Source organism: Pseudomonas sp. MBLB4136, from assembly GCF_051904765.1.
Classification (GTDB): Bacteria; Pseudomonadota; Gammaproteobacteria; order Pseudomonadales; family Pseudomonadaceae; genus Aquipseudomonas.
Map to the genome: position 1 here is coordinate 3,834,003 of NZ_CP196713.1, position 18,741 is coordinate 3,852,743.

Annotated in this window: 19 protein-coding genes; 5 read left to right on the plus strand and 14 right to left on the minus strand. The window is 64.9% G+C overall.

Annotation, left to right across the window (positions count from 1 at the left end):
* Positions 1–7 precede the first annotated feature (7 nt).
* A complete protein-coding gene (gene ribF, locus ACSX1D_RS17450; protein WP_439859707.1) occupies positions 8–946 on the minus strand; it encodes a bifunctional riboflavin kinase/FAD synthetase in 939 nt (312 codons plus the stop codon).
* Positions 947–1,028: 82 nt separating this feature from the next.
* Positions 1,029–2,567: a murein biosynthesis integral membrane protein MurJ gene (murJ, locus tag ACSX1D_RS17455; RefSeq protein ID WP_439859708.1), complete on the minus strand. Its 1,539-nt coding sequence runs from the start codon at positions 2,565–2,567 to the stop codon at positions 1,029–1,031.
* Between the two features lie 192 nt (positions 2,568–2,759).
* Between murJ and rpsT the strand changes: the two genes are divergently transcribed.
* On the plus strand, positions 2,760–3,038 hold the full coding sequence (gene rpsT / locus ACSX1D_RS17460; protein WP_213641307.1) for a 30S ribosomal protein S20: 279 nt from the start codon (positions 2,760–2,762) through the stop codon (positions 3,036–3,038).
* Positions 3,039–3,126: 88 nt separating this feature from the next.
* Here the strand turns inward: rpsT and ACSX1D_RS17465 are convergent, their stop codons facing one another.
* The 5 genes from ACSX1D_RS17465 to rplU form a co-directional block, all read right to left on the minus strand.
* Positions 3,127–3,591, minus strand: a complete 465-nt coding sequence (locus tag ACSX1D_RS17465) for a CreA family protein (protein WP_439859709.1) — start codon at positions 3,589–3,591, stop codon at positions 3,127–3,129.
* A gap of 9 nt (positions 3,592–3,600) precedes the next feature.
* On the minus strand, positions 3,601–4,719 hold the full coding sequence (gene proB / locus ACSX1D_RS17470; RefSeq protein ID WP_439859710.1) for a glutamate 5-kinase: 1,119 nt from the start codon (positions 4,717–4,719) through the stop codon (positions 3,601–3,603).
* Between the two features lie 77 nt (positions 4,720–4,796).
* On the minus strand, positions 4,797–6,014 hold the full coding sequence (gene cgtA / locus ACSX1D_RS17475) for an Obg family GTPase CgtA (protein WP_439859711.1): 1,218 nt from the start codon (positions 6,012–6,014) through the stop codon (positions 4,797–4,799).
* Between the two features lie 170 nt (positions 6,015–6,184).
* The gene (gene rpmA / locus ACSX1D_RS17480; protein ID WP_213641310.1) at positions 6,185–6,442 is read right to left on the minus strand and encodes a 50S ribosomal protein L27; all 258 of its coding nucleotides are present in this window, start codon (positions 6,440–6,442) and stop codon (positions 6,185–6,187) included.
* A 39-nt stretch (positions 6,443–6,481) separates the two neighbouring features.
* Positions 6,482–6,793 carry a 50S ribosomal protein L21 gene (gene rplU / locus ACSX1D_RS17485; protein ID WP_255837241.1) on the minus strand — a complete coding sequence of 104 codons (312 nt, stop codon included), beginning with the start codon at positions 6,791–6,793 and terminating at the stop codon, positions 6,482–6,484.
* A gap of 245 nt (positions 6,794–7,038) precedes the next feature.
* Between rplU and ACSX1D_RS17490 the strand changes: the two genes are divergently transcribed.
* Both ACSX1D_RS17490 and ACSX1D_RS17495 read left to right on the plus strand, forming a co-directional pair.
* On the plus strand, positions 7,039–8,007 hold the full coding sequence (locus tag ACSX1D_RS17490; protein WP_439859712.1) for a polyprenyl synthetase family protein: 969 nt from the start codon (positions 7,039–7,041) through the stop codon (positions 8,005–8,007).
* Positions 8,008–8,134: 127 nt separating this feature from the next.
* Positions 8,135–8,362, plus strand: a complete 228-nt coding sequence (locus ACSX1D_RS17495; RefSeq protein ID WP_439859713.1) for a PA4570 family protein — start codon at positions 8,135–8,137, stop codon at positions 8,360–8,362.
* A gap of 87 nt (positions 8,363–8,449) precedes the next feature.
* Here the strand turns inward: ACSX1D_RS17495 and ACSX1D_RS17500 are convergent, their stop codons facing one another.
* From ACSX1D_RS17500 to ACSX1D_RS17520, 5 genes are all read right to left on the minus strand, one after another.
* On the minus strand, positions 8,450–9,067 hold the full coding sequence (locus ACSX1D_RS17500; RefSeq protein ID WP_439859714.1) for an FKBP-type peptidyl-prolyl cis-trans isomerase: 618 nt from the start codon (positions 9,065–9,067) through the stop codon (positions 8,450–8,452).
* Positions 9,068–9,180: 113 nt separating this feature from the next.
* On the minus strand, positions 9,181–9,486 hold the full coding sequence (locus ACSX1D_RS17505; RefSeq protein WP_439859715.1) for a DUF6482 family protein: 306 nt from the start codon (positions 9,484–9,486) through the stop codon (positions 9,181–9,183).
* Positions 9,487–9,623: 137 nt separating this feature from the next.
* A complete protein-coding gene (locus tag ACSX1D_RS17510) occupies positions 9,624–10,118 on the minus strand; it encodes a TIGR00645 family protein (RefSeq protein WP_439859716.1) in 495 nt (164 codons plus the stop codon).
* A 194-nt stretch (positions 10,119–10,312) separates the two neighbouring features.
* Entirely contained in the window at positions 10,313–10,654 is a 342-nt protein-coding gene (locus ACSX1D_RS17515; RefSeq protein WP_439859717.1) for a hypothetical protein, read from the minus strand.
* A 205-nt stretch (positions 10,655–10,859) separates the two neighbouring features.
* Positions 10,860–13,328, minus strand: a complete 2,469-nt coding sequence (locus ACSX1D_RS17520; RefSeq protein WP_439859718.1) for a Lon protease family protein — start codon at positions 13,326–13,328, stop codon at positions 10,860–10,862.
* Between the two features lie 142 nt (positions 13,329–13,470).
* Here ACSX1D_RS17520 and ACSX1D_RS17525 point away from each other — a divergent pair, with 142 nt between their 5' ends.
* Positions 13,471–15,105 carry a cation:proton antiporter gene (locus ACSX1D_RS17525; RefSeq protein WP_439859719.1) on the plus strand — a complete coding sequence of 545 codons (1,635 nt, stop codon included), beginning with the start codon at positions 13,471–13,473 and terminating at the stop codon, positions 15,103–15,105.
* Here ACSX1D_RS17525 and ACSX1D_RS17530 read toward each other — a convergent pair.
* Complete coding sequence (locus ACSX1D_RS17530) at positions 15,102–15,437, minus strand: TraR/DksA family transcriptional regulator (protein WP_439859720.1); 336 nt, start codon at positions 15,435–15,437, stop codon at positions 15,102–15,104. The two genes, ACSX1D_RS17525 and ACSX1D_RS17530, sit on opposite strands and share 4 nt — an antisense overlap.
* A gap of 211 nt (positions 15,438–15,648) precedes the next feature.
* Here ACSX1D_RS17530 and ACSX1D_RS17535 point away from each other — a divergent pair, with 211 nt between their 5' ends.
* Positions 15,649–16,869, plus strand: a complete 1,221-nt coding sequence (locus tag ACSX1D_RS17535; protein WP_439859721.1) for an RtcB family protein — start codon at positions 15,649–15,651, stop codon at positions 16,867–16,869.
* Positions 16,870–16,932: 63 nt separating this feature from the next.
* On the opposite strand, the gene ettA is transcribed toward ACSX1D_RS17535, so the two are convergent.
* Positions 16,933–18,597: an energy-dependent translational throttle protein EttA gene (ettA, locus tag ACSX1D_RS17540; protein WP_439859722.1), complete on the minus strand. Its 1,665-nt coding sequence runs from the start codon at positions 18,595–18,597 to the stop codon at positions 16,933–16,935.
* Between the last annotated feature and the right edge of the window lie 144 nt (positions 18,598–18,741).

Consider the following 18,741-nt stretch of genomic DNA (forward strand, 5'->3'; position numbering starts at 1 on the left):
AGGCTCTTCACTTAAGCGGTTGGCCCTGCCAATGGGCACGGGCGGCGGCAATATCGGCAGCAATTGCCGTCTTCAGGGCCTCGAGTGAGGCGAAACGCTGCTCGTCGCGCAGCTTGTGGTGGAACGCCACCGTCAAACGCCGGCCATACAGGTCGCCGGCAAAATCCAGCAGATGCACTTCCAGATGGGCGCTGCCGTCGCCGGCCACGGTCGGCCGCACACCGATATTGGCGACGCCCGGCCAGGCCTGGCCGTCCACCCGGGTGCTGACCAGGTACACCCCGGTCAAGGGCACGCGGCGGCGCTTGAGCTGGATGTTGGCCGTCGGCGCGTCCAACTGACGGCCCAGCTTCTGCCCGTGCAACACCCGCCCGGCAATCTGGAAAGGTCGACCGAGCAGCTGTTCGGCAAGCGCGAAGTCGCCACTGCTCAGGGCCTCGCGCACACGCGTGCTGCTGACCCGGCCGCCGTTCACCTCGACAGTGGCCGCGGCCTCGACGCTGAAACCCTGCTGGCTCCCGGCCTCGGCCAGGAAGGCGAAGTCCCCGGCGCGATCGCAGCCGAATCGAAAGTCGTCGCCGACCTCGAGATGGCGCACCGCCAGCCCCTCGACCAGCACCTCACGCACGAACTCGGCCGCACTCAACTCGCGCAGGCGCGGGTTGAACGCCAGGCACAGCACCCGATCGACGCCCTCCTCGGCCAGCAGCGCGAGCTTGTCGCGCAGACGGGTCAGGCGCGCCGGCGCCGTCTGCGGCGTGAAGAACTCGCGCGGCTGCGGCTCGAAAATCACCACGCAACTGGGCACCCCCAGTTCGGCCGCGCGCTCGCGCAGGCGCGCCAGGATGGCCTGATGGCCAAGATGGACGCCGTCGAAATTGCCGATGGTGGCAACACAGTCCCGATGCTGGGGCCGCAGATTATGAAGGCCTCGAACCAGCTGCATAGCACGCTTCTTGCTCAGAAAGTGGCCGATTATACGCACACCGCCCCGCAGACAACAGGCGGCAAATCCAACCTGTCGCCGATCAGGTGCGCGCCCGTCGGGCGAAGTCGCGCAGGCGGAAGCCAAGCAGCAGCAGCGTGGCGAAATAGCTCGCCAGCCCGACCAGCACCAAGCCTGCCAGTCGCAGCAGACGCAGCAGCATGTTGCCCTCGCTCCAGGCCGGCATGAAGTGCATGACCAGCAGCAACGTGGCGCCCATCGTCGCCACCGCCAGCAGCAGCTTGCCGAGGAACAGCCCCCAGCCCGGCTGTGGCTGAAAGTAATCGCCCTTGCGCAATTGCCAATACAGCAAGCCGGCATTCAGGCAGGCGCCAAGGCCGATGGCCAGGGCCAGCCCGGCATGGGCCAGCGGACCGATCAGCGCCAGGTTCATCAGCTGCGTGGCGATCAGCGTCACCACGGCGATGCGCACCGGCGTGCGAATGTTCTGCCGGGCGTAGAAACCCGGCGCGAGTATCTTCACCAGGATGATGCCGAGCAGACCGACCGAGTAGGCGATCAGCGCCCGCTGGGTCATGAGCGCATCATGGGCGGCGAACTTGCCGTACTGGAACAGTGAGACCGTCAACGGCTCGGCCAGCACCGCCAGGGCCACGGCACTGGGCAGCGCCAACAGGAAAGACAGGCGCAACCCCCAGTCGAGCAGCCGCGAGTACTCTTCGCGATCGGCACTGGCATGGGTCTTCGACAGTGCCGGCAACAGGATGGTACCCAGGGCCACACCGAGAACTCCGGCCGGCAACTCCATCAGGCGGTCGGCGTAGTACATCCAGGACACGGAGCCGGCGACCAGGAAGGAGGCGAAGATGGTGTTGATGATCAGCGAGATCTGACTGACCGACACGCCGAAGATGGCCGGCCCCATCTGCCTGAGCACCCGCCACACGCCCATGTCCTTGAGGTTGAGGCGCGGCAGCACCAGCATGCCGACCTTCTTCAGGTGCGGCAGCTGGTAGAGCAGCTGCAGCAGGCCGCCGACCAGCACGGCCCAGCCCAGGGCCATGATCGGCGGGTCGAAATAAGGAGTCAGCCACAGCGCGAAGACGATCATGCTGACATTCAGCAGCGTCGGCACGAAGGCCGGCACCGAGAAGCGGTTCCAGGTGTTGAGCACCGCACCGGCCAGCGACGACAGGGAGATCAGCAATATATAAGGGAAGGTCACTCGCAACAGATCGGTGGTCAGGGCGAAGCGATCGGCCTCATCGGCGAAGCCCGGGGCGGAAACCCAGACGATCCAGGGCGCGATCAGGATGCCGACCAGGGTGACCAGCGCCAGCACCAGGGTCAGCAGGCCGCTGACGTAGGCGACGAAGGTACGCGTCGCCTCTTCACCCTGCTGGGTCTTGTACTCCGCCAGGATTGGCACGAAGGCCTGGGAGAAGGCCCCCTCGGCGAAGATCCGGCGCAACAGATTGGGCAGTTTGAAGGCCACCACGAAGGCGTCCGAGGCCACGCCGGCACCGAAGATGCGCGCGATGATGGTGTCGCGCACAAACCCCAGAACACGGGAAAGCATGGTCAACGAGCTGACGGCGGCCAGCGACTTGAGCAGATTCATGTAATAATTCGATTTCCGCGAGCGAGCACGCCAGCGGACAATCCGCCGGCGCGCGAAGGCGACGAGTGTAGCGGCCTGCCACTGGTCAGGCCAGCAGGGACAAACGCCAACACGCTTGACAGGCGCCCCTGAGCTCGGCATGATTCGCGGCCTTATTTGTTTGTAACCCCCCAGTTTTCGAGGAGCTTGACGGTGGCCAATACACCTTCTGCCAAAAAACGCGCCAAACAGGCTGAGAAGCGTCGTAGCCATAACGCCAGCCTGCGCTCCATGGTCCGTACCTACATCAAGAACGTGGTCAAGGCTATCGACGCCAAAGACCTCGAACAGGCCAAGACCGCTTACACCCTGGCTGTCCCGGTCATCGACCGTATGGCTGACAAAGGCATCATCCACAAGAACAAAGCAGCCCGCCACAAAGGCCGCCTGAACGCCCACATCAAGGCGCTCGGTGAAGCTGCAGCAGCCTAAGCTGTCTGTTCTTGAAAAGCCGGCCCCAGGGCCGGTTTTTTATTGCCTATAGAAAAGGCCCGATCTCGAGTCGAGCCTCCTTTTCCGCTCAGGGCCGCTCCGGCCAGGGCAGGATCGGTATGGCCGTCACCGCATTCTGCGGACTGCCCTCGATCACCCGGTCGCTGTACACCAGGTAGATCAGGGTATTGCGCTTCTCATCGAAGAAGCGCACCACCTGCATGGTCTTGAACACCAGGGAGGTGCGCTCGCGAAACACCTCCTCGCCCTCTTTGAGCTCGGACTTGAAGCGAACCGGACCGACCTGGCGACAGGCGATCGACGCCTCGGCCCTGTCCTCGGCAAGCCCCAGGCCACCCTTGACCCCACCGGCCTTGGCCCGGGACAGGTAGCAGGTTACCCCCTCCACCCTGGGGTCATCGAACGCCTCGACCACGATCTTGTCGTTCGGCCCCAGCAGCTTGAATACCGTGGACACCTCGCCGATCTGCTCGGCGAAGACCAGCGACGGCAGCAGCATCAGCACCGCCGACAACCGCTTGGTCATGCGCATGCCCATCCCTCACACCAGAATCAGGTTGTCCCGATGCACCAGCTCGGGCTCATCGACATAGCCGAGCAGGCGCAGGATCGCATCCGACGGCTGCCCGATGATCTTCTGCGCCTCGAGCGCACTGTAGTTGGCCAGCCCACGCGCCACCTCACGCCCCTCGGGGTCGACGCACACCACCATCTCGCCACGGCGGAAGCTGCCCTGCACCGCCCTCACCCCCACTGGCAGCAGACTCTTGCGATCCTTGACCAGCGCCTTGACCGCACCAGCATCCAGCACCAGGGTGCCGCGGGTCTGCAAGTGCCCGGCCAGCCACTGCTTGCGCGCCGCCAATAGGCCGCGCTCCGGCGCCAGCAAGGTACCCAGCTGTTCGCCGGCCTTGAGCCGCGCCAGCACCTGCTCGATCGCCCCACCGACAATGATCGTGTGCGCCCCGGAACGCGCCGCCAGCCGTGCCGCGCGCAGCTTGGTCTGCATGCCGCCGCGCCCGAGCGCGCCACCCACGCCGCCCGCCACCGCATCCAGGGCCGGATCATCGGCACGCGCCTCGCTGATCAGCGCAGCATCCGGGTTATGCCGCGGGTCGGCGTCATACATACCATCCCGATCGGTAAGAATGACCAGCAGATCGGCCTCGACCAGGTTGGCCACCAGCGCCGCCAGCGTGTCGTTGTCGCCGAAGCGGATCTCGTCGGTGACCACGGTGTCGTTCTCGTTGATTACCGGCACCACATCCAGCTGCACCAGGGTACGCAGCGTGCTGCGGGCATTCAGGTAGCGCTTGCGATCGGACAGGTCGTCATGAGTCAGGAGGATCTGCGCCGTGTGCTGGCCATGCTCGGCAAAGCTCGACTCCCACGCCTGGATTAGCACCATCTGGCCGATGGCAGCTGCCGCCTGGAGCTCGTGCATGGCGCTCGGCCGGGCATTCCAGCCCAGGCGACTCATACCCGCCGCCACCGCCCCGGAGGACACCAGCACCAGCTCGACGCCCTGCTCGCGCAACGCCACCATCTGCTTGACCCACACCGCCATCGCCGCCCGATCGAGACCCCGACCATCGGCGGTCAGCAATGCACTGCCAATCTTTACTACCCAGCGCCGCGCGCCGGTCACCTTGTCACGCATGATCTTCCAACCTTAGCCAGACAGCGCCAGTTCCACCGTTACAAAAACGCCGCTATTAAGCGGCGCTGAAAACTTGCTTAATCCCGGACGTAGATAATCTCCGGGCCATCCTCGTCATCTTCGTCGTCGAAGTCATCCTCGTCGACATCATCGACGCTCTTGACCCCCGCCCGACGCAGCGCACGCTGATCATCCAGCGCCTGCAGACGGGCACGCGCCTCGTCCTCGATACGCTGATCCAGCTCGGCCAGCTCGTCGGCGAACTCCGGATTCTCCGCAGCACGCTCGGCACGCTCCTCCAGGTACTTCATGATGTCCTGACAGAGCCGCTCGGTACCCTCATGGGCCAGGGCAGAGATCACATAGACCGGTCCCTTCCATTCCAAACGCGCCACCACTTCAGCAACGCGCGCCTCGCGCTCCTCTTCCAGCATCTGGTCGGACTTGTTCAGCACCAGCCAGCGATCGCGATCGGCCAGCGCCGGACTGAACTTGGTCAGCTCCTCGACGATGGTCACCGCCGCCTCGGCCGGATCACTCAGATCCAGCGGCGCCATGTCCACCAGGTGCAACAACAGACGAGTCCGCGCCAGGTGCTTGAGGAAACGGATACCCAGCCCCGCCCCCTCGGAGGCGCCCTCGATCAGCCCGGGAATATCGGCCACCACGAAGCTCTTGTAGCGATCGACACTGACCACCCCGAGATTCGGCACCAGGGTGGTGAAGGGATAATCGGCCACCTTTGGCTTGGCCGCCGACACCGATCGAATAAAGGTGCTCTTGCCGGCATTCGGCAGGCCGAGCAGACCGACATCGGCCAGCACCTTGAGCTCCAGCTTCAGGTCGCGCGCATCGCCCGGCTTGCCCGGCGTGGTCTGCCGCGGCGCACGGTTGGTACTGGACTTGAAGCGGGTGTTGCCCAGGCCATGCCAGCCACCCTGGGCGACCAGCAGGCGCTGACCCGCCTTGGTCAGGTCACCGATCACCTCCTGGGTCGCGGAGTCGATCACCGTGGTGCCAACCGGCACCGGCAGGATCAGATCCTCGCCCTTGGCCCCCGTGCAATCGGTACTTCCGCCCTTCTCGCCGTTCGGCGCGAGAAAGCGTCGGGTATAGCGGTAGTCCACCAGGGTGTTGAGGTTCTCGTCGGCTTCGATATACACCGAGCCGCCGTCACCACCATCACCACCATTGGGACCGCCCTTCTCGATGAACTTCTCACGACGGAAGCTCATCATGCCATTACCGCCGTCGCCGGCCTTTACATAGATCGATACTTCATCGACGAATTTCATGGGTACGCCTCCCGCAGCACTGCGGGTCAACAGAATCTAAGAACATCAGGCTCTTGCCGGATGACCCCGCGCCGGTAGCGCGGCAACCCGGGTCATCGGGCAAGAACCCCTAGGATACAGAAACAAAAAAGCCCCGTCGCAAGGACAGGGCTTTTCCAGCAGCCTCGCGATTAAGCCGCGACGACGCTCACGTAACGGCGGTTGAACGCGCCCTTTACTTCGAACTTGAGCACACCTTCGACCTTAGCGAAGAGGGTGTGATCCTTACCCATGCCAACGCCGTAACCGGCGTGGAACTGGGTGCCGCGCTGACGCACGATGATGTTGCCGGCCTTGATGGCCTGGCCGCCGTACATCTTCACGCCAAGGCGTTTGGCTTCTGAGTCGCGACCGTTGCGGGTACTACCGCCAGCTTTTTTGTGTGCCATGAGTTCAATACTCCTGTTAAGGGATTAGGCCGAAACGAATCAGGCCTGAATACCGGTGATTTTGATCTCAGTGAACCACTGACGGTGGCCCTGACGCTTCATGTGGTGCTTACGACGACGGAACTTGATGATGCGAACCTTGTCGTGACGACCTTGCGAAACAACTTCAGCTACAACCTTGGCACCGTCTACAACCGGCGCGCCGATCTTGACGTCGTCGCCGTTGCCGATCAGCAGCACGCGATCAAAAGTCACGGCCTCGCCAGTGGCGATTTCGAGCTTTTCGATCTTGAGGAATTCGCCTTCGGTGACCTTGTATTGCTTGCCACCAGTAACAATCACTGCGTACATGGTAAATCTCCGTTAATCCTGCTCACCCAGCGCTTTATAGGTATGGTCATCGGCTGGCATGGCTGCTCGGGGCCGGAAGGACGCCCTTGCAATTGCGTAAGGCAGGGAAATGCCCAGGGGGAAGTTCAGGGTGCGCGATTGTACGCAACCCACAGACAGGGCGCAAGCACCGCTGGGGCTTGCCTTGACAGCCCCCCCCCTGCCCCCTAGCATGCCGCGCAACCTTAGAGGAGCACTTGTCGCCGATGCAACCCCAGGCCTTCTACCGCGTGGTGGCGGACGATTTTACCGCCGTCGACGGCATCATCCGCCAACAACTCGTCTCGCGCGTGCCGCTGGTAGAGAAGATCGGCGACTACATTATTTCTGCCGGCGGCAAACGCCTGCGCCCGCTGCTGGTGCTGCTCTGCGGCAAGGCCCTGGGCCGCGACGACGAGCAGCTGCGCCTGCTCGCCGCCACCATCGAGTTCCTGCACACCGCCACCCTGCTGCATGACGACGTGGTCGACATGTCCGACATGCGCCGCGGCCGCAGCACCGCCAACGCCCAATGGGGCAACGCCCCCAGCGTGCTGGTCGGCGACTTCCTCTATTCGCGCTCCTTCGAGATGATGGTCGAACTCGGCTCCATGCCGGTGATGAAGATCCTCTCCAAGGCCACCCGGGTGATCGCCGAAGGCGAAGTGCTGCAGCTGTCGAAGATTCGCGACGCCAGCACCACGGAAGACACCTATATGGAGGTGATCCGCGGTAAGACCGCCATGCTGTTCGAGGCCTCGACCCACAGCGCCGCTGCCCTGGCCGGCGCCTCGGCGCAACAGACCGAGGCCCTGCGCACCTTTGGCGACCACCTCGGCGTGGCCTTCCAGCTGGTCGACGACCTGCTCGACTATCGCGGCGATGCCAGCACTCTGGGCAAGAACGTCGGTGACGACCTGGCCGAAGGCAAGCCGACCCTGCCGCTGATCTACACCATGCGCGAAGGCACGGCCGAACAGGCTGCCCTGGTTCGCCAGGCAATCCAGAAAGGTGGCATCGAGGACCTGGAAAGCATCCGCAATGCGGTCGAGACCGCTGGCGCCCTCGACTACACTGCGCAGAAGGCCCGTGATTTTGCCGAGCGGGCCATCGCCTGCCTGGACGCGCTACCCGAAGGCGAATACCGCGACGCCCTGGTCGAGTTGAGCCGCTTCGCCGTCGCTCGCACCCACTGAGCCGCAACCGCGCCCAAGAGCCCGTCCTGCGTGACGGGCTTTTTATTGCCTGATGAAACCCAAATAAGCACTTGCCACCACCGTAATACGAATTATTCTCACAGAATCACTCAAGAGGATGATGAGCATGACCTACCTGATCGATGCCTGGCTGGATAGACCGCATCCGTATCTGCGCATACTGAACCGAGAAACCGGCGAGGCCTGCGCGGTACTGGAGGAAGAGGCGCTGGAGGAATTGCGCGAACAGGGAGACCTGGACCTGCAGGAACTGAGCTGCAACGAACCCCTGGTGCTCAAGGAGCTAGTCCGCAACCTGTTCCTGTTCTGCTACTCAAGGGCATTGCGCCCTTGAGCATCGGGGCCGGCGACTGCGCAGGCACAACCTGCAGAGCCGCCTGCGCGGGGGCCAGCGACGAGCCTGGCGCCCCGCGGGAACCGCTTAGAGGACGTCCAGTAACTCGACGTCGAACACCAGGGTGCTGTGCGGCGGGATGCTGCCGACGCCCTGGGCGCCGTAGGCCAGTTCGCTCGGTACGTACAGGCGCCACTTGCTGCCGGCATTCATCAGCTGCAGGGCTTCGGTCCAGCCGGCAATCACGCCGCCGACCGGAAACTCGGCCGGCTGACCGCGCTCGTAGGAGCTGTCGAACACCGAACCGTCGATCAGGGTGCCGTGGTAGTGCGCGCGGATGGTGTCTTCACGTGTCGGCACCGCGCCTTCGCCGGTGCTCAGCACTTCGTACTGCAGACCGGAGGCGAGCACGGTGACGCCTTCACGCTTGGCGTTCTCGGCGAGAAAGGCGATGCCAGCGCCGGCGGCCGCTTCGGCCTTGGCCTGGGCTTCGGCCTGCATGACCTCGCGGATGACCTTGAAGCTGGCGGACAACTCGGCCTCGCTGACGCGGCTGGGCTGACCGGCGAACGCATCGCTCAGACCGGCCAGGATGGCCTCGAGGCTGACACCCGGCGGCGGATTGTCACGCAGCTGACCGCCGAGCTGACGACCGATGCCATAGCTGACGCGGGTTTCGTCAGTAGAGAGATTGAGTTCGGACATGACACTGCTCCGCTGGGGCTGAAAAGGCCGGCCAGACTAGCACAGAAGCCACGCATGCCCCAGGCGCCGCCGGCAGTGCCCGGCACCTGCGACCAAGGCCCACCCCCCTCCGCTTACCAGGCCGAGGTGATCGAGATTGGTACCCTGACCGTATCGGGCTTGTCGTCCGCCATACCGCACATTTCATCATGCACCACCGCATGCACCAGATTGAACGGCACCCTGGGCAGTTCATGCAGCATGTCGCGGGCATGCTCGACGGAGCGCAGGTGCAGCACCTCGCCATGGCTGTCACTGAGCGAGTGCGCGCGCCCATCCATGCGCGCCTCGAGCACGTAGATGCCGCCCTCGATGGAGATCAGGTTGAGTTCGTCGATGCGCCCGGCGTGGGCATGAGCCGACAGATCGTGCAGATTCATGGAATTACCTCGCCCCCCGTCATGTACAGAAAAAGCAGCCTATATAATTTTTGTACAAGAGCAGGCAAGCGCAAGGCACAAAGCAAACCGCCCGTCCGTTTCACAACGGCCGGGCGGTGAGTGGGCCGCTGGGCGGATCAGTGGTCGTGCTTGGTCAGCTTGTCCAGGTAGCCCATGGCGAAGGCCGAAAGCACGAAGGCCATATGAATGATCACGTACCACATCAGCTTGCTGTCATCGATGTTCTGCGCGTTCATGAACACCTTGAGCAGGTGGATCGAGGAGATCGCCACGATGGAGGCCGCCACCTTCATCTTCAGCGAGCCGGAGTCCATCTTGCCCAGCCAGCTGAGCTTCTCCTTGCCTTCGTCGATGTCCAGCTGGGAGACGAAGTTCTCGTAGCCGGAGATCATCACCATCACCAGCAGGCCACCGACCAGGGCCATGTCGATCAGCGACAGCAGCACCAGGATCAGGTCAGCCTCTGCCATGGCAAAGACATTGGGCAGGATGTGGAAGACCTCCTGAAAGAACTTCAGCGCCAGCGCCAGCAGGGCCAGGGACAGGCCGAAGTAGATGGGAGCCAGCAGCCAGCGCGAGGCATACATCGCGTTTTCGATAAAGCGTTCCATGGGTACTCACAGATTAGGGGCGAAAATCTGCGGCCGAGTATACCCAGCACGCCCCGGCAGACAAGACCGGCGCACGAGGCCGAGTTATCCCCGCAAACTGTGGATAACGCTGTGGGCAGTCATAGGATTAATCGCCAGGCACCCGGGAATGCTGGCGCTGCAAGCGACCGATCAAAAGGCGACCAGCGACCCGATCAGGTTTCCGGGCGGAACTGGTAATTGCCAGGATGACGGCAGCGCTCGCCGTTCAAGCGCCGCAGCTCGGCTTGAATATGCAAGCGCCAGATCATCATTTCGGGGCATTCATCGTAGCCTTGCGCGGCCAGGCTTTCGGCGATCCCGCTGAGCACGCCCTCGGCCACAACAGGCCCGTAGAATGGGCCTTGCGCCTTGATGGCGGAGGGTTGTTCGCCGGAGATTCCGGCGGCACAGATCAGCGTCCAGAGTCCCTTCTCACCGGCCAGGGGCAGTACCACGCATTCGATGCGGGTGACCAAGCCCAGGCATTTACGAGTGAGGCAGAGGTTGCGCGGCATGGCAGCGACCCTCGCTAGGTCAGGTCTCCAGCCTACACCCGCAACGCCGATGAGGGAAACCCGAGGGTTATCCACGGCAATTGTGGATAACCCTGTGCACGAGGCGTGGGCAAGCCCGTCCAGGCCGCGCGGTGCGCCGCGACCGGCGCAGCGCTCAATGACTGACCAGCCACCGAACCGGACCACGCCCGGCCGCCCGAGGCACTCAGGCCGCGGGCTTCTTCTCCCGCGGCTTCTTCTCCTTCACCGGCGCGACCTCTGCCTCCTTCGCCTCCTTCGCCTCCTCGCCCTTGGGCTCTTCGCTCAGGTCGATCTCGGCGATCTCGCGCAGGCGCTCGACCACCCGGGCATTGACACTGCCGGCCGGGAACTGGCCTTCGGCGTTCGGCGTGCCGGCATCCTCGCCGACCAGCAGGCTCAACGCCTCGTCGACCTGGCGCACCGCGTAGATATGGAACCGCCCGGCGCGCACCGCCTGCAGCACCCGCTCGTCGAGCATCAGGGTGGTGACGTTGGAGTGCGGAATGATCGCCCCCTGCTCGCCGGTCAGGCCACGGGCCTCGCACAGGCGGAAGAAGCCTTCGATCTTCTCGTTGACCCCGCCGACCGCCTGCACCTCGCCGAACTGGTTGATCGAGCCGGTGATGGCGAAGCACTGCTTGAGCGGCGTGCGCGACAAGGCCGAGATCAGCGTGCACACCTCGCCGAGCGAGGCACTGTCGCCATCGACGTAGCCGTAGGATTGCTCCAGGGCGATGCTCGCGGAGATTTCCAGGGGGAACTCCTGGGCATAGCGGCTGCCCAGGTAGCCGGTGAGGATCATCACCCCCTTGGAGTGGATCGGCTGGCCCAGGTTGACCTCGCGCTCGATGTCGACGATGCCCGAGCCGCCCGGGTAGACCGTGGCGGAAATGCGCGCCGGCACGCCGAAAGCCGAGTCGCCGACCTCCAGCACGGTCAGGCCGTTGCATTTACCGACTGCGGCGCCGCTGGTGTCGATCAGGATGATGCCGGCCAGCATGTCGTCGATGATCCGCGCCGAGACCCGGCCGGTGCGAGTGGCCTTGGCCTTGAGCGCGCGCTCGATATGGCCCACGTCGGTCACCGGCTCGTTGGCCAGTTGGCGGATGAAGTCGGCCTCGCTGACCAGCTGGAACAGGTCGCCGATGCGCGCAGACAGCCGTCCCTGGTGCTCGGCCAGGCGCGCGCTGTAGGTCGCCAGGCGAGCCACCGCAGCCGCCGTCAGCGGCGCCATGCCCTCCTCCGAGGTGCGGGTCTTCATCAGCTGAGCGAACTGTTCCAGGCTCTCGTCGCCCAGGGGAATGTCCTCGTCGAAGTCGACCAGCACGCGGAACATCTCCTGGAAGTCCGGATCGTGGTCCTGCAGCGCGTAATACAGCTGGCGGGCGCCGATGATCACCACCTTGACCTGCAACGGGATCACCTGCGGATTGAGGGTCACGGTGGCGATGCGGCCGAGGTCGCCCAGGGGCGACTCCATCTTCAGCTGGCGCGAATGCAGGGCGCGCTTGAGCGCGTCCCAGACGAACGGCTCGCCGAGCATCTTCTCCGCCTCGAGGATCAGGAAGCCGCCATTGGCCCGGTGCAGCGCACCCGGACGCAGCTGGCGGTAGCTGGTGTAGAGCGCGCCCTGGTCGGTGTTGTACTCGATGCGACCGAACAGGTTGTCGTAAGTCGGGTGCGACTCGAACACCACCGGGGCGCCGCCGTCGGTGTGGTGGCCCACCACCAGGCTCGGGCAGTACTGCTCCTCGAGCAGCTTGCGCGCCTGCACGTCGACCTTCTCCACCTCCACCAGCTGATCGACTACGGTCTTCAGCAGGTTGACCTGCACCGCCTGCAGGTAGGCGCAGACCCCGGCGTTCTCCGCGTACTTCGCCGACAGCGGCGACAGCAGCGGCTGCAGGGCCACGGTGATGGTTTCCTCGTTGAGCTGACGCAGCTGGTTGTTCGACTCGCGCTTCCACTGCGGCAGGCTGGCCAGCTCTTCGTTGAGGCGCTCCTCGAGGGTCGCGATGTCGGCGTGGAAACGCTCGCGCTCGGCCTCCGGCAGCTGGGCAAACTCGGCCTCGTCCAGGGCCTTGCCCTCGAGCATCGGGGTGAAGGCGATATTGCTGCTGTCGCGGTACAGCGCCACGCCGCGCTCCAGGGCCAGGCGCTCGATCACGTCCAGGGCCTGGTCATAGCGCTTGTTGAAGGCGCGATCGATGACGCTCTTCTTCTGCTGGTAGGACGGGTGCTCGAAGACCGCCGGAAAGGTCGCCAGCAGGTTGTCGATCAGCACATTGATGTCGGCGATGAACTCGCCGGCGCTGCCGGCCGCCAGCTCCAGCGCCCGCGGCTCGCGCGGCTCGTCGAAATGGTTGACGTAGACCCAGTCGCACGGCGTGGCCAGGCGCTTGGCCTCGGCCTTCAGGTAGCGCTTGGCGAAGGAAAACCGCCCGGTGCCCGGTTCGCCCATGACGAACACGTTGTAACCCGGGCGCGGCATCGCCACGCCGAACTGCAGCGCCTCGACCGCCCGCTCCTGGCCCAGCACGCCCCGGAAGGGCTCGAGATCATCGGTGGTGGCGAAGTTGAACTGGGTGGCGGAGAACGGGCGGGTTAGAGCATCGGGCGCTAGCCGCAGGTGGGCAGCAACGGAATCAGGCATCGGAAATCCTTGAACAGAGGGGCACTCGCTGGGGAAATCATGGCGGTATCGGGCCGCCGCTACAAGCCAAAAGCTTGATCCAGGACAGCAGCGCAATCGGCGCAGAGGCCTAAGGTACGTCGTTGCCAAAGGAACCCCGTACATGAGCCTTTTCCAGGAAGTAGCCGCCCTGCTCGCACTATCGGCATTGCTCGGCTTTATCGCCGTGAAGCTGCGCCAGCCGCTGATCATCGCCTATATCCTCGTCGGCATCATCGCCGGCCCGGCCGTGCTGGGCCTGAGCAGCGATATCGAACCACTGGCCCTGCTCGCGGAAATCGGCATCACGGTGCTGCTGTTCGTAGTCGGGCTCAAGCTCGACATGCGCCTGGTCCGCACGCTCGGGCCAGTGGCCCTGGCCACCGGCCTCGGCCAGCTGACGTTCACCATCCTCTTCGGCTTCATCCTGTGCCGACTGCTCGATCTGGAGTGGCTGAGCGCACTCTATGTGGCCGTGGCCCTGACCTTCTCCAGCACCATCATCATCGTCAAGCTGCTGTCGGACAAAGGCGAGATCGACTCCCTGCACGGGCGAATCGCCATGGGTTTCCTGATCGTCCAGGACATCGCCGTGGTGCTGGCGATGCTCGCGCTGAATCTCTACCAGCCCAGCACGCCCGCCCCCAAGGGCGTCCCCCCGCAAGTCCTGCTCGTCGCAATGCTCGCCAGCCTGGCGCTGCTCTACCTGCTGATGCGCTTTGTCCTGCCGCGGCTGCTCACCTCGATGGCCCGTTCGCCGGAGCTGCTGATGCTGGTGGCGATCGCCTGGGGCACACTGCTGGCCGGCGGTGCCGAAGCGCTCGGCCTGTCCAAGGAAATCGGCGCATTCCTCGCCGGCTTCTCCCTGGCCTCGACCCCATTGCGCGAGGCGGTGGCCAGTCGCCTGACCAGCCTGCGGGATTTTCTCCTGCTGTTCTTCTTCCTGCACCTGGGCATCCAGCTCGACTTCGGCCACTTCCACGGCCAGATCGGCAGCGCCTTGCTGCTCTCGCTGTTCGTCCTGATCGGCAATCCGCTGATCGTCATGGCCATCATGGGCTGGATGGGCTATCGCAAGCGCACCGGCTTCATGGCGGGCCTGACCGTAGCCCAGATCAGCGAGTTTTCGATCATCTTCGTCGCCATGGGCATCGGCCTGGGCCACATCGACCAGGGCGCCCTGGGCCTGACCACCCTGGTAGGCCTGATTACCATCACCCTGTCGACCTACATGATTCTCTACGCGCAGCCCTTGTATGCGCGCCTATCGCCCTGGCTTGGGCTTTTCGAGCGATCGATCCCGCACCGTGAGAGCGTGGCGGACAACCCGCCCGACAGCACCGAGCTGGACATCATCATCTACGGCATGGGTCGCTATGGTCGACAACTGGCCATGCAGCTCGAACAGGATGGCATGCGCGTGCTCGGGGTCGACTTCGACCCCGAAGCCCTCGCCCTGGCGCGCAAGGAGGGACTCAACGTCTGCTATGGCGACGCCGAGGATGCGGACTTCCTCGCCCATCTCCCCATCCTGCAGGCAAGGGCACTGCTCAGCACCATCCCCCAGCGCGACATCAACGCCCTGCTCCTGCGGGCCCTGCGCGGCATATCGTTTCGCGGACAGATAACCCTCAGCGCCTTCCACGAGGGCGATATCGAGGCCTTCCACCATGCCGGCGGCGCCAACGTGCTGCGCCCCTATACCGATGCCGCGCAGACTGCAGCACGCAGACTGCTGGAGGAAATGGCCTCGGCCTAAGGTTTCGACGCAGCGGCGTGATCGGCGCAGCGCAGGCAGTACTCCGCGGCCGGCAGTGCCTGCAGGCGCGCCGGCTCGATCGGCTCGCCGCAGCGCAGGCACTCGCCGTAGCGCCCCTCTGCCAGCCGCAGTTTGGCCATTCCGACCTGGCGCAGCGCCGCCTCGGCCTCGGCCAGCAGCGCCTCCAGCACCTCGTCGTTCTGCCGCTGCAGCGCCTGCTCGGCGAAATCCGGCGAATGGCTGCGCGCCAGGTCCTGGCGTATGGCATTGGCCCGCGCACTGTACTCGGCCAACAACGCGTCGAGCGCCGCACGGGGTTCGAAGGCGGGCATGGAAGTACTCCTTATCGTGCTCTTGCTATAAGTGTGGACGCTCACGGCCAGCTTGCACGAGCGCCGGCGAAACTCCCGGGTGGTGCCGAGCGCCGCATGCCTGCCGTGCGGACAGGGTGTAGGCTTGATTCTGGGCGAGGCGCGCAGGGTCTGACGGTATCGAGCCGCCTCGCGCCGCCCTCCGCCACGTCACCGAGGCCAGTCCACGCCGATGAAGACCCGCACACCGCAGATTCTCCAAGCCGCCACCGGCAAACCGATCAAGCTCTGGACCGAGGGCGTACCAGTCGAGGAGGAGGCGCGCCAGCAGCTGCTGAAGACGGCGCGGATGCCGTTCATCTTCAAGCACCTGGCGGTGATGCCGGACGTCCACCTGGGCAAGGGCTCGACCATCGGCAGCGTCATTCCCACCCTCGGCGCCATCATCCCGGCGGCCGTCGGCGTCGACATCGGCTGCGGCATGATCGCCGCGCGCACTTCGCTGCGGGCCGGCGACCTGCCGGACAACCTGCACGGCCTGCGCCGCGCCATCGAGCAGGCGGTGCCCCACGGCAAGACCTTCGGCAGGCACGACCAGGGCGCCTGGGACGAGGTGCCGCTCCAGGCAGACCAGGCCTGGCGCGCCCTGGCCGCGCGCTTCAAGGCGATCACCGACAAATACCCGCGCCTGGAGAAGACCAACAACCGCCAGCACCTCGGCACCCTCGGCGGCGGCAACCATTTCATCGAGGTCTGCCTGGACGAGGCGGACCGCGTCTGGTTCATGCTGCACAGCGGCTCGCGGGGGGTCGGCAACGCCATCGGCACGCAGTTCATCGAGCTGGCCCAGGCCGACATGCGCCAGCACCTGGCCAACCTGCCGGACAGGGACCTGGCCTACTTCGAGGAGGGCAGCCGGCATTTCGCCGACTATGTCGAGGCGGTCGGCTGGGCCCAGGACTATGCCAGGCAGAACCGTGCGCTGATGCTGCAGGCGGTCATAGGCGCAGCGCGGCAAGTGCTGAGCCGCGCGTTCGAGACCAGCCTGGAGGCGGTCGACTGTCACCACAACTATGTGCAGAAGGAGCATCACTTCGGCCAGGAGGTGTTGGTCACCCGCAAGGGCGCGGTGTCGGCGCAGCGGGGCCAGCTGGGCATCATCCCCGGGTCGATGGGAGCGAAGAGCTTCATCGTCCGCGGCCTCGGCAACCAGGAGGCGTTCTGCTCCTGCAGCCACGGAGCCGGACGCAGCATGAGCCGCACCCAGGCCAAGAAGCAGTTCAACGTGGCGGACCAGGAACGCGCCACCGCCCACGTCGAGTGCCGCAAGGACAAGCAGGTGATCGACGAAATCCCCATGGCCTACAAGGACATCGATGCGGTCATGGCCGCCCAGCGCGACCTGGTCGAGGTGGTGCATACGCTGCGCCAGGTGGTCTGCGTCAAGGGCTGAGCAAAGGCCTGAAAAAAGAAAACGGAGCCCTGGGGCTCCGTTTTTCTGTGAAGAAGCTCCGGCTTACGCCAGCTTCTTGTGCCGCACCCGATGGGGCTGGGCGGCGGCCTCGCCGAGGCGCTTCTTGCGGTCGGCCTCGTACTCGGTGTAGTTGCCCTCGAAGAACTCGATGTGCGAGTCATCCTCGTAAGCCAGGATGTGCGTGGCCACGCGGTCGAGGAACCAGCGATCGTGGGAAATCACGATGGCCGCGCCGGGGAAGTCGAGCAGTGCTTCTTCCAGCGAACGCAGGGTTTCCACGTCGAGGTCGTTGGACGGTTCGTCGAGCAGCAGCACGTTGGCGCCTTCCTTGAGGGTCAGGGCCAGGTGCAGACGGCCGCGCTCACCGCCGGAGAGGTCCTTGACGAACTTCTGCTGGTCGCCGCCCTTGAAGTTGAAGCGGCCGACGTAGGTACGCGACGGCACCTCGTAGTTGCCGATCCGGATCATGTCGGAGCCGCCGGACACCGCTTCCCAGACGGTCTTGCCGCCGTCCAGGTCGTCGCGGCTCTGGTCGACGCAGGCCAGTTGCACGGTCTCGCCGATCTCGATGCTGCCCGAGTCCGGCTGCTCCTTGCCCATCAGCATGCGGAACAGGGTCGACTTGCCGGCGCCGTTGCCGCCGATCACCCCGACGATGGCGCCCTTGGGCATGCTGAACGACAGGTTGTCGATCAGCACGCGGTCGCCGTAGCCCTTGGTCACGTTGACGAAGTCGATGACCTTGTCGCCCAGGCGCGGGCCGACCGGGATGTAGATCTCGTTGGTCTCGCTGCGCTTCTGGAACTCCTGCGACTGCATCTCCTCGAAGCGCTGCAGGCGCGCCTTGGACTTGGACTGACGCGCCTTGGCGCCCTTGCGCACCCACTCCAGTTCTTCCTTCATGGCCTTTTCGTGGGCCGACTGCTGCTTGGATTCCTGGGCCAGGCGGGCCGACTTGGCCTCCAGCCAGCCGGAGTAGTTGCCCTCGTAGGGAATGCCGGCACCGCGGTCGAGTTCGAGAATCCAGCCGGCGACGTTGTCGAGGAAGTAGCGGTCGTGGGTAATCGCCACCACGGTACCGGGGAAGTCGTGGAGGAAGTGCTCCAGCCAGGCCACCGAGTCGGCGTCCAGGTGGTTGGTCGGTTCGTCCAGCAGCAGCATGTCCGGCGCCGACAGCAGCAGCCGGCACAGGGCCACGCGGCGCTTCTCGCCACCGGAAAGCACGGCGACCTTGGCGTCCCAGGCCGGCAGGCGCAGGGCGTCGGCGGCCACTTCCAGCTGGCGCTCGAGGTTGTGGCCGTCGGCGGCCTGGAGGATGGCTTCCAGCTTGCCCTGCTCGGCGGCCAGGGCGTCGAAGTCGGCGTCCGGCTCGGCGTAGGCGGCATAGACCTGATCCAGGCGCGCCTGGGCGTCCTTGATCACGCTGACGGCCTCTTCCACCACTTCGCGCACGGTCTTGTTCGGGTCGAGCTGCGGCTCCTGGGGCAGGTAGCCGACGTTCAGCTCGGGCATCGGCCGCGCTTCGCCGTCGAACTCCTGGTCGACCCCGGCCATGATCTTCAGCAGGGTGGATTTGCCCGAGCCGTTGAGGCCGAGCACGCCGATCTTGGCGCCGGGGAAGAAGGACAGGGAGATGTTCTTGAGGATTTCCCGCTTCGGCGGCACAACTTTGCTCAGCCGATGCATGGTGTAGACGTATTGAGCCATGGATAACCTGGGTTCTATGACAAGAAACTGGAGATTGGTCGGCGGCTGTCGCGCCCCGCGGCGGCGAATGTTTCGCCCGCCCGGGCCTGGCGAGACCGCCCGATGGGCGCTGCGCCACTCGCATGCTGCACGTGAACCAAGGCT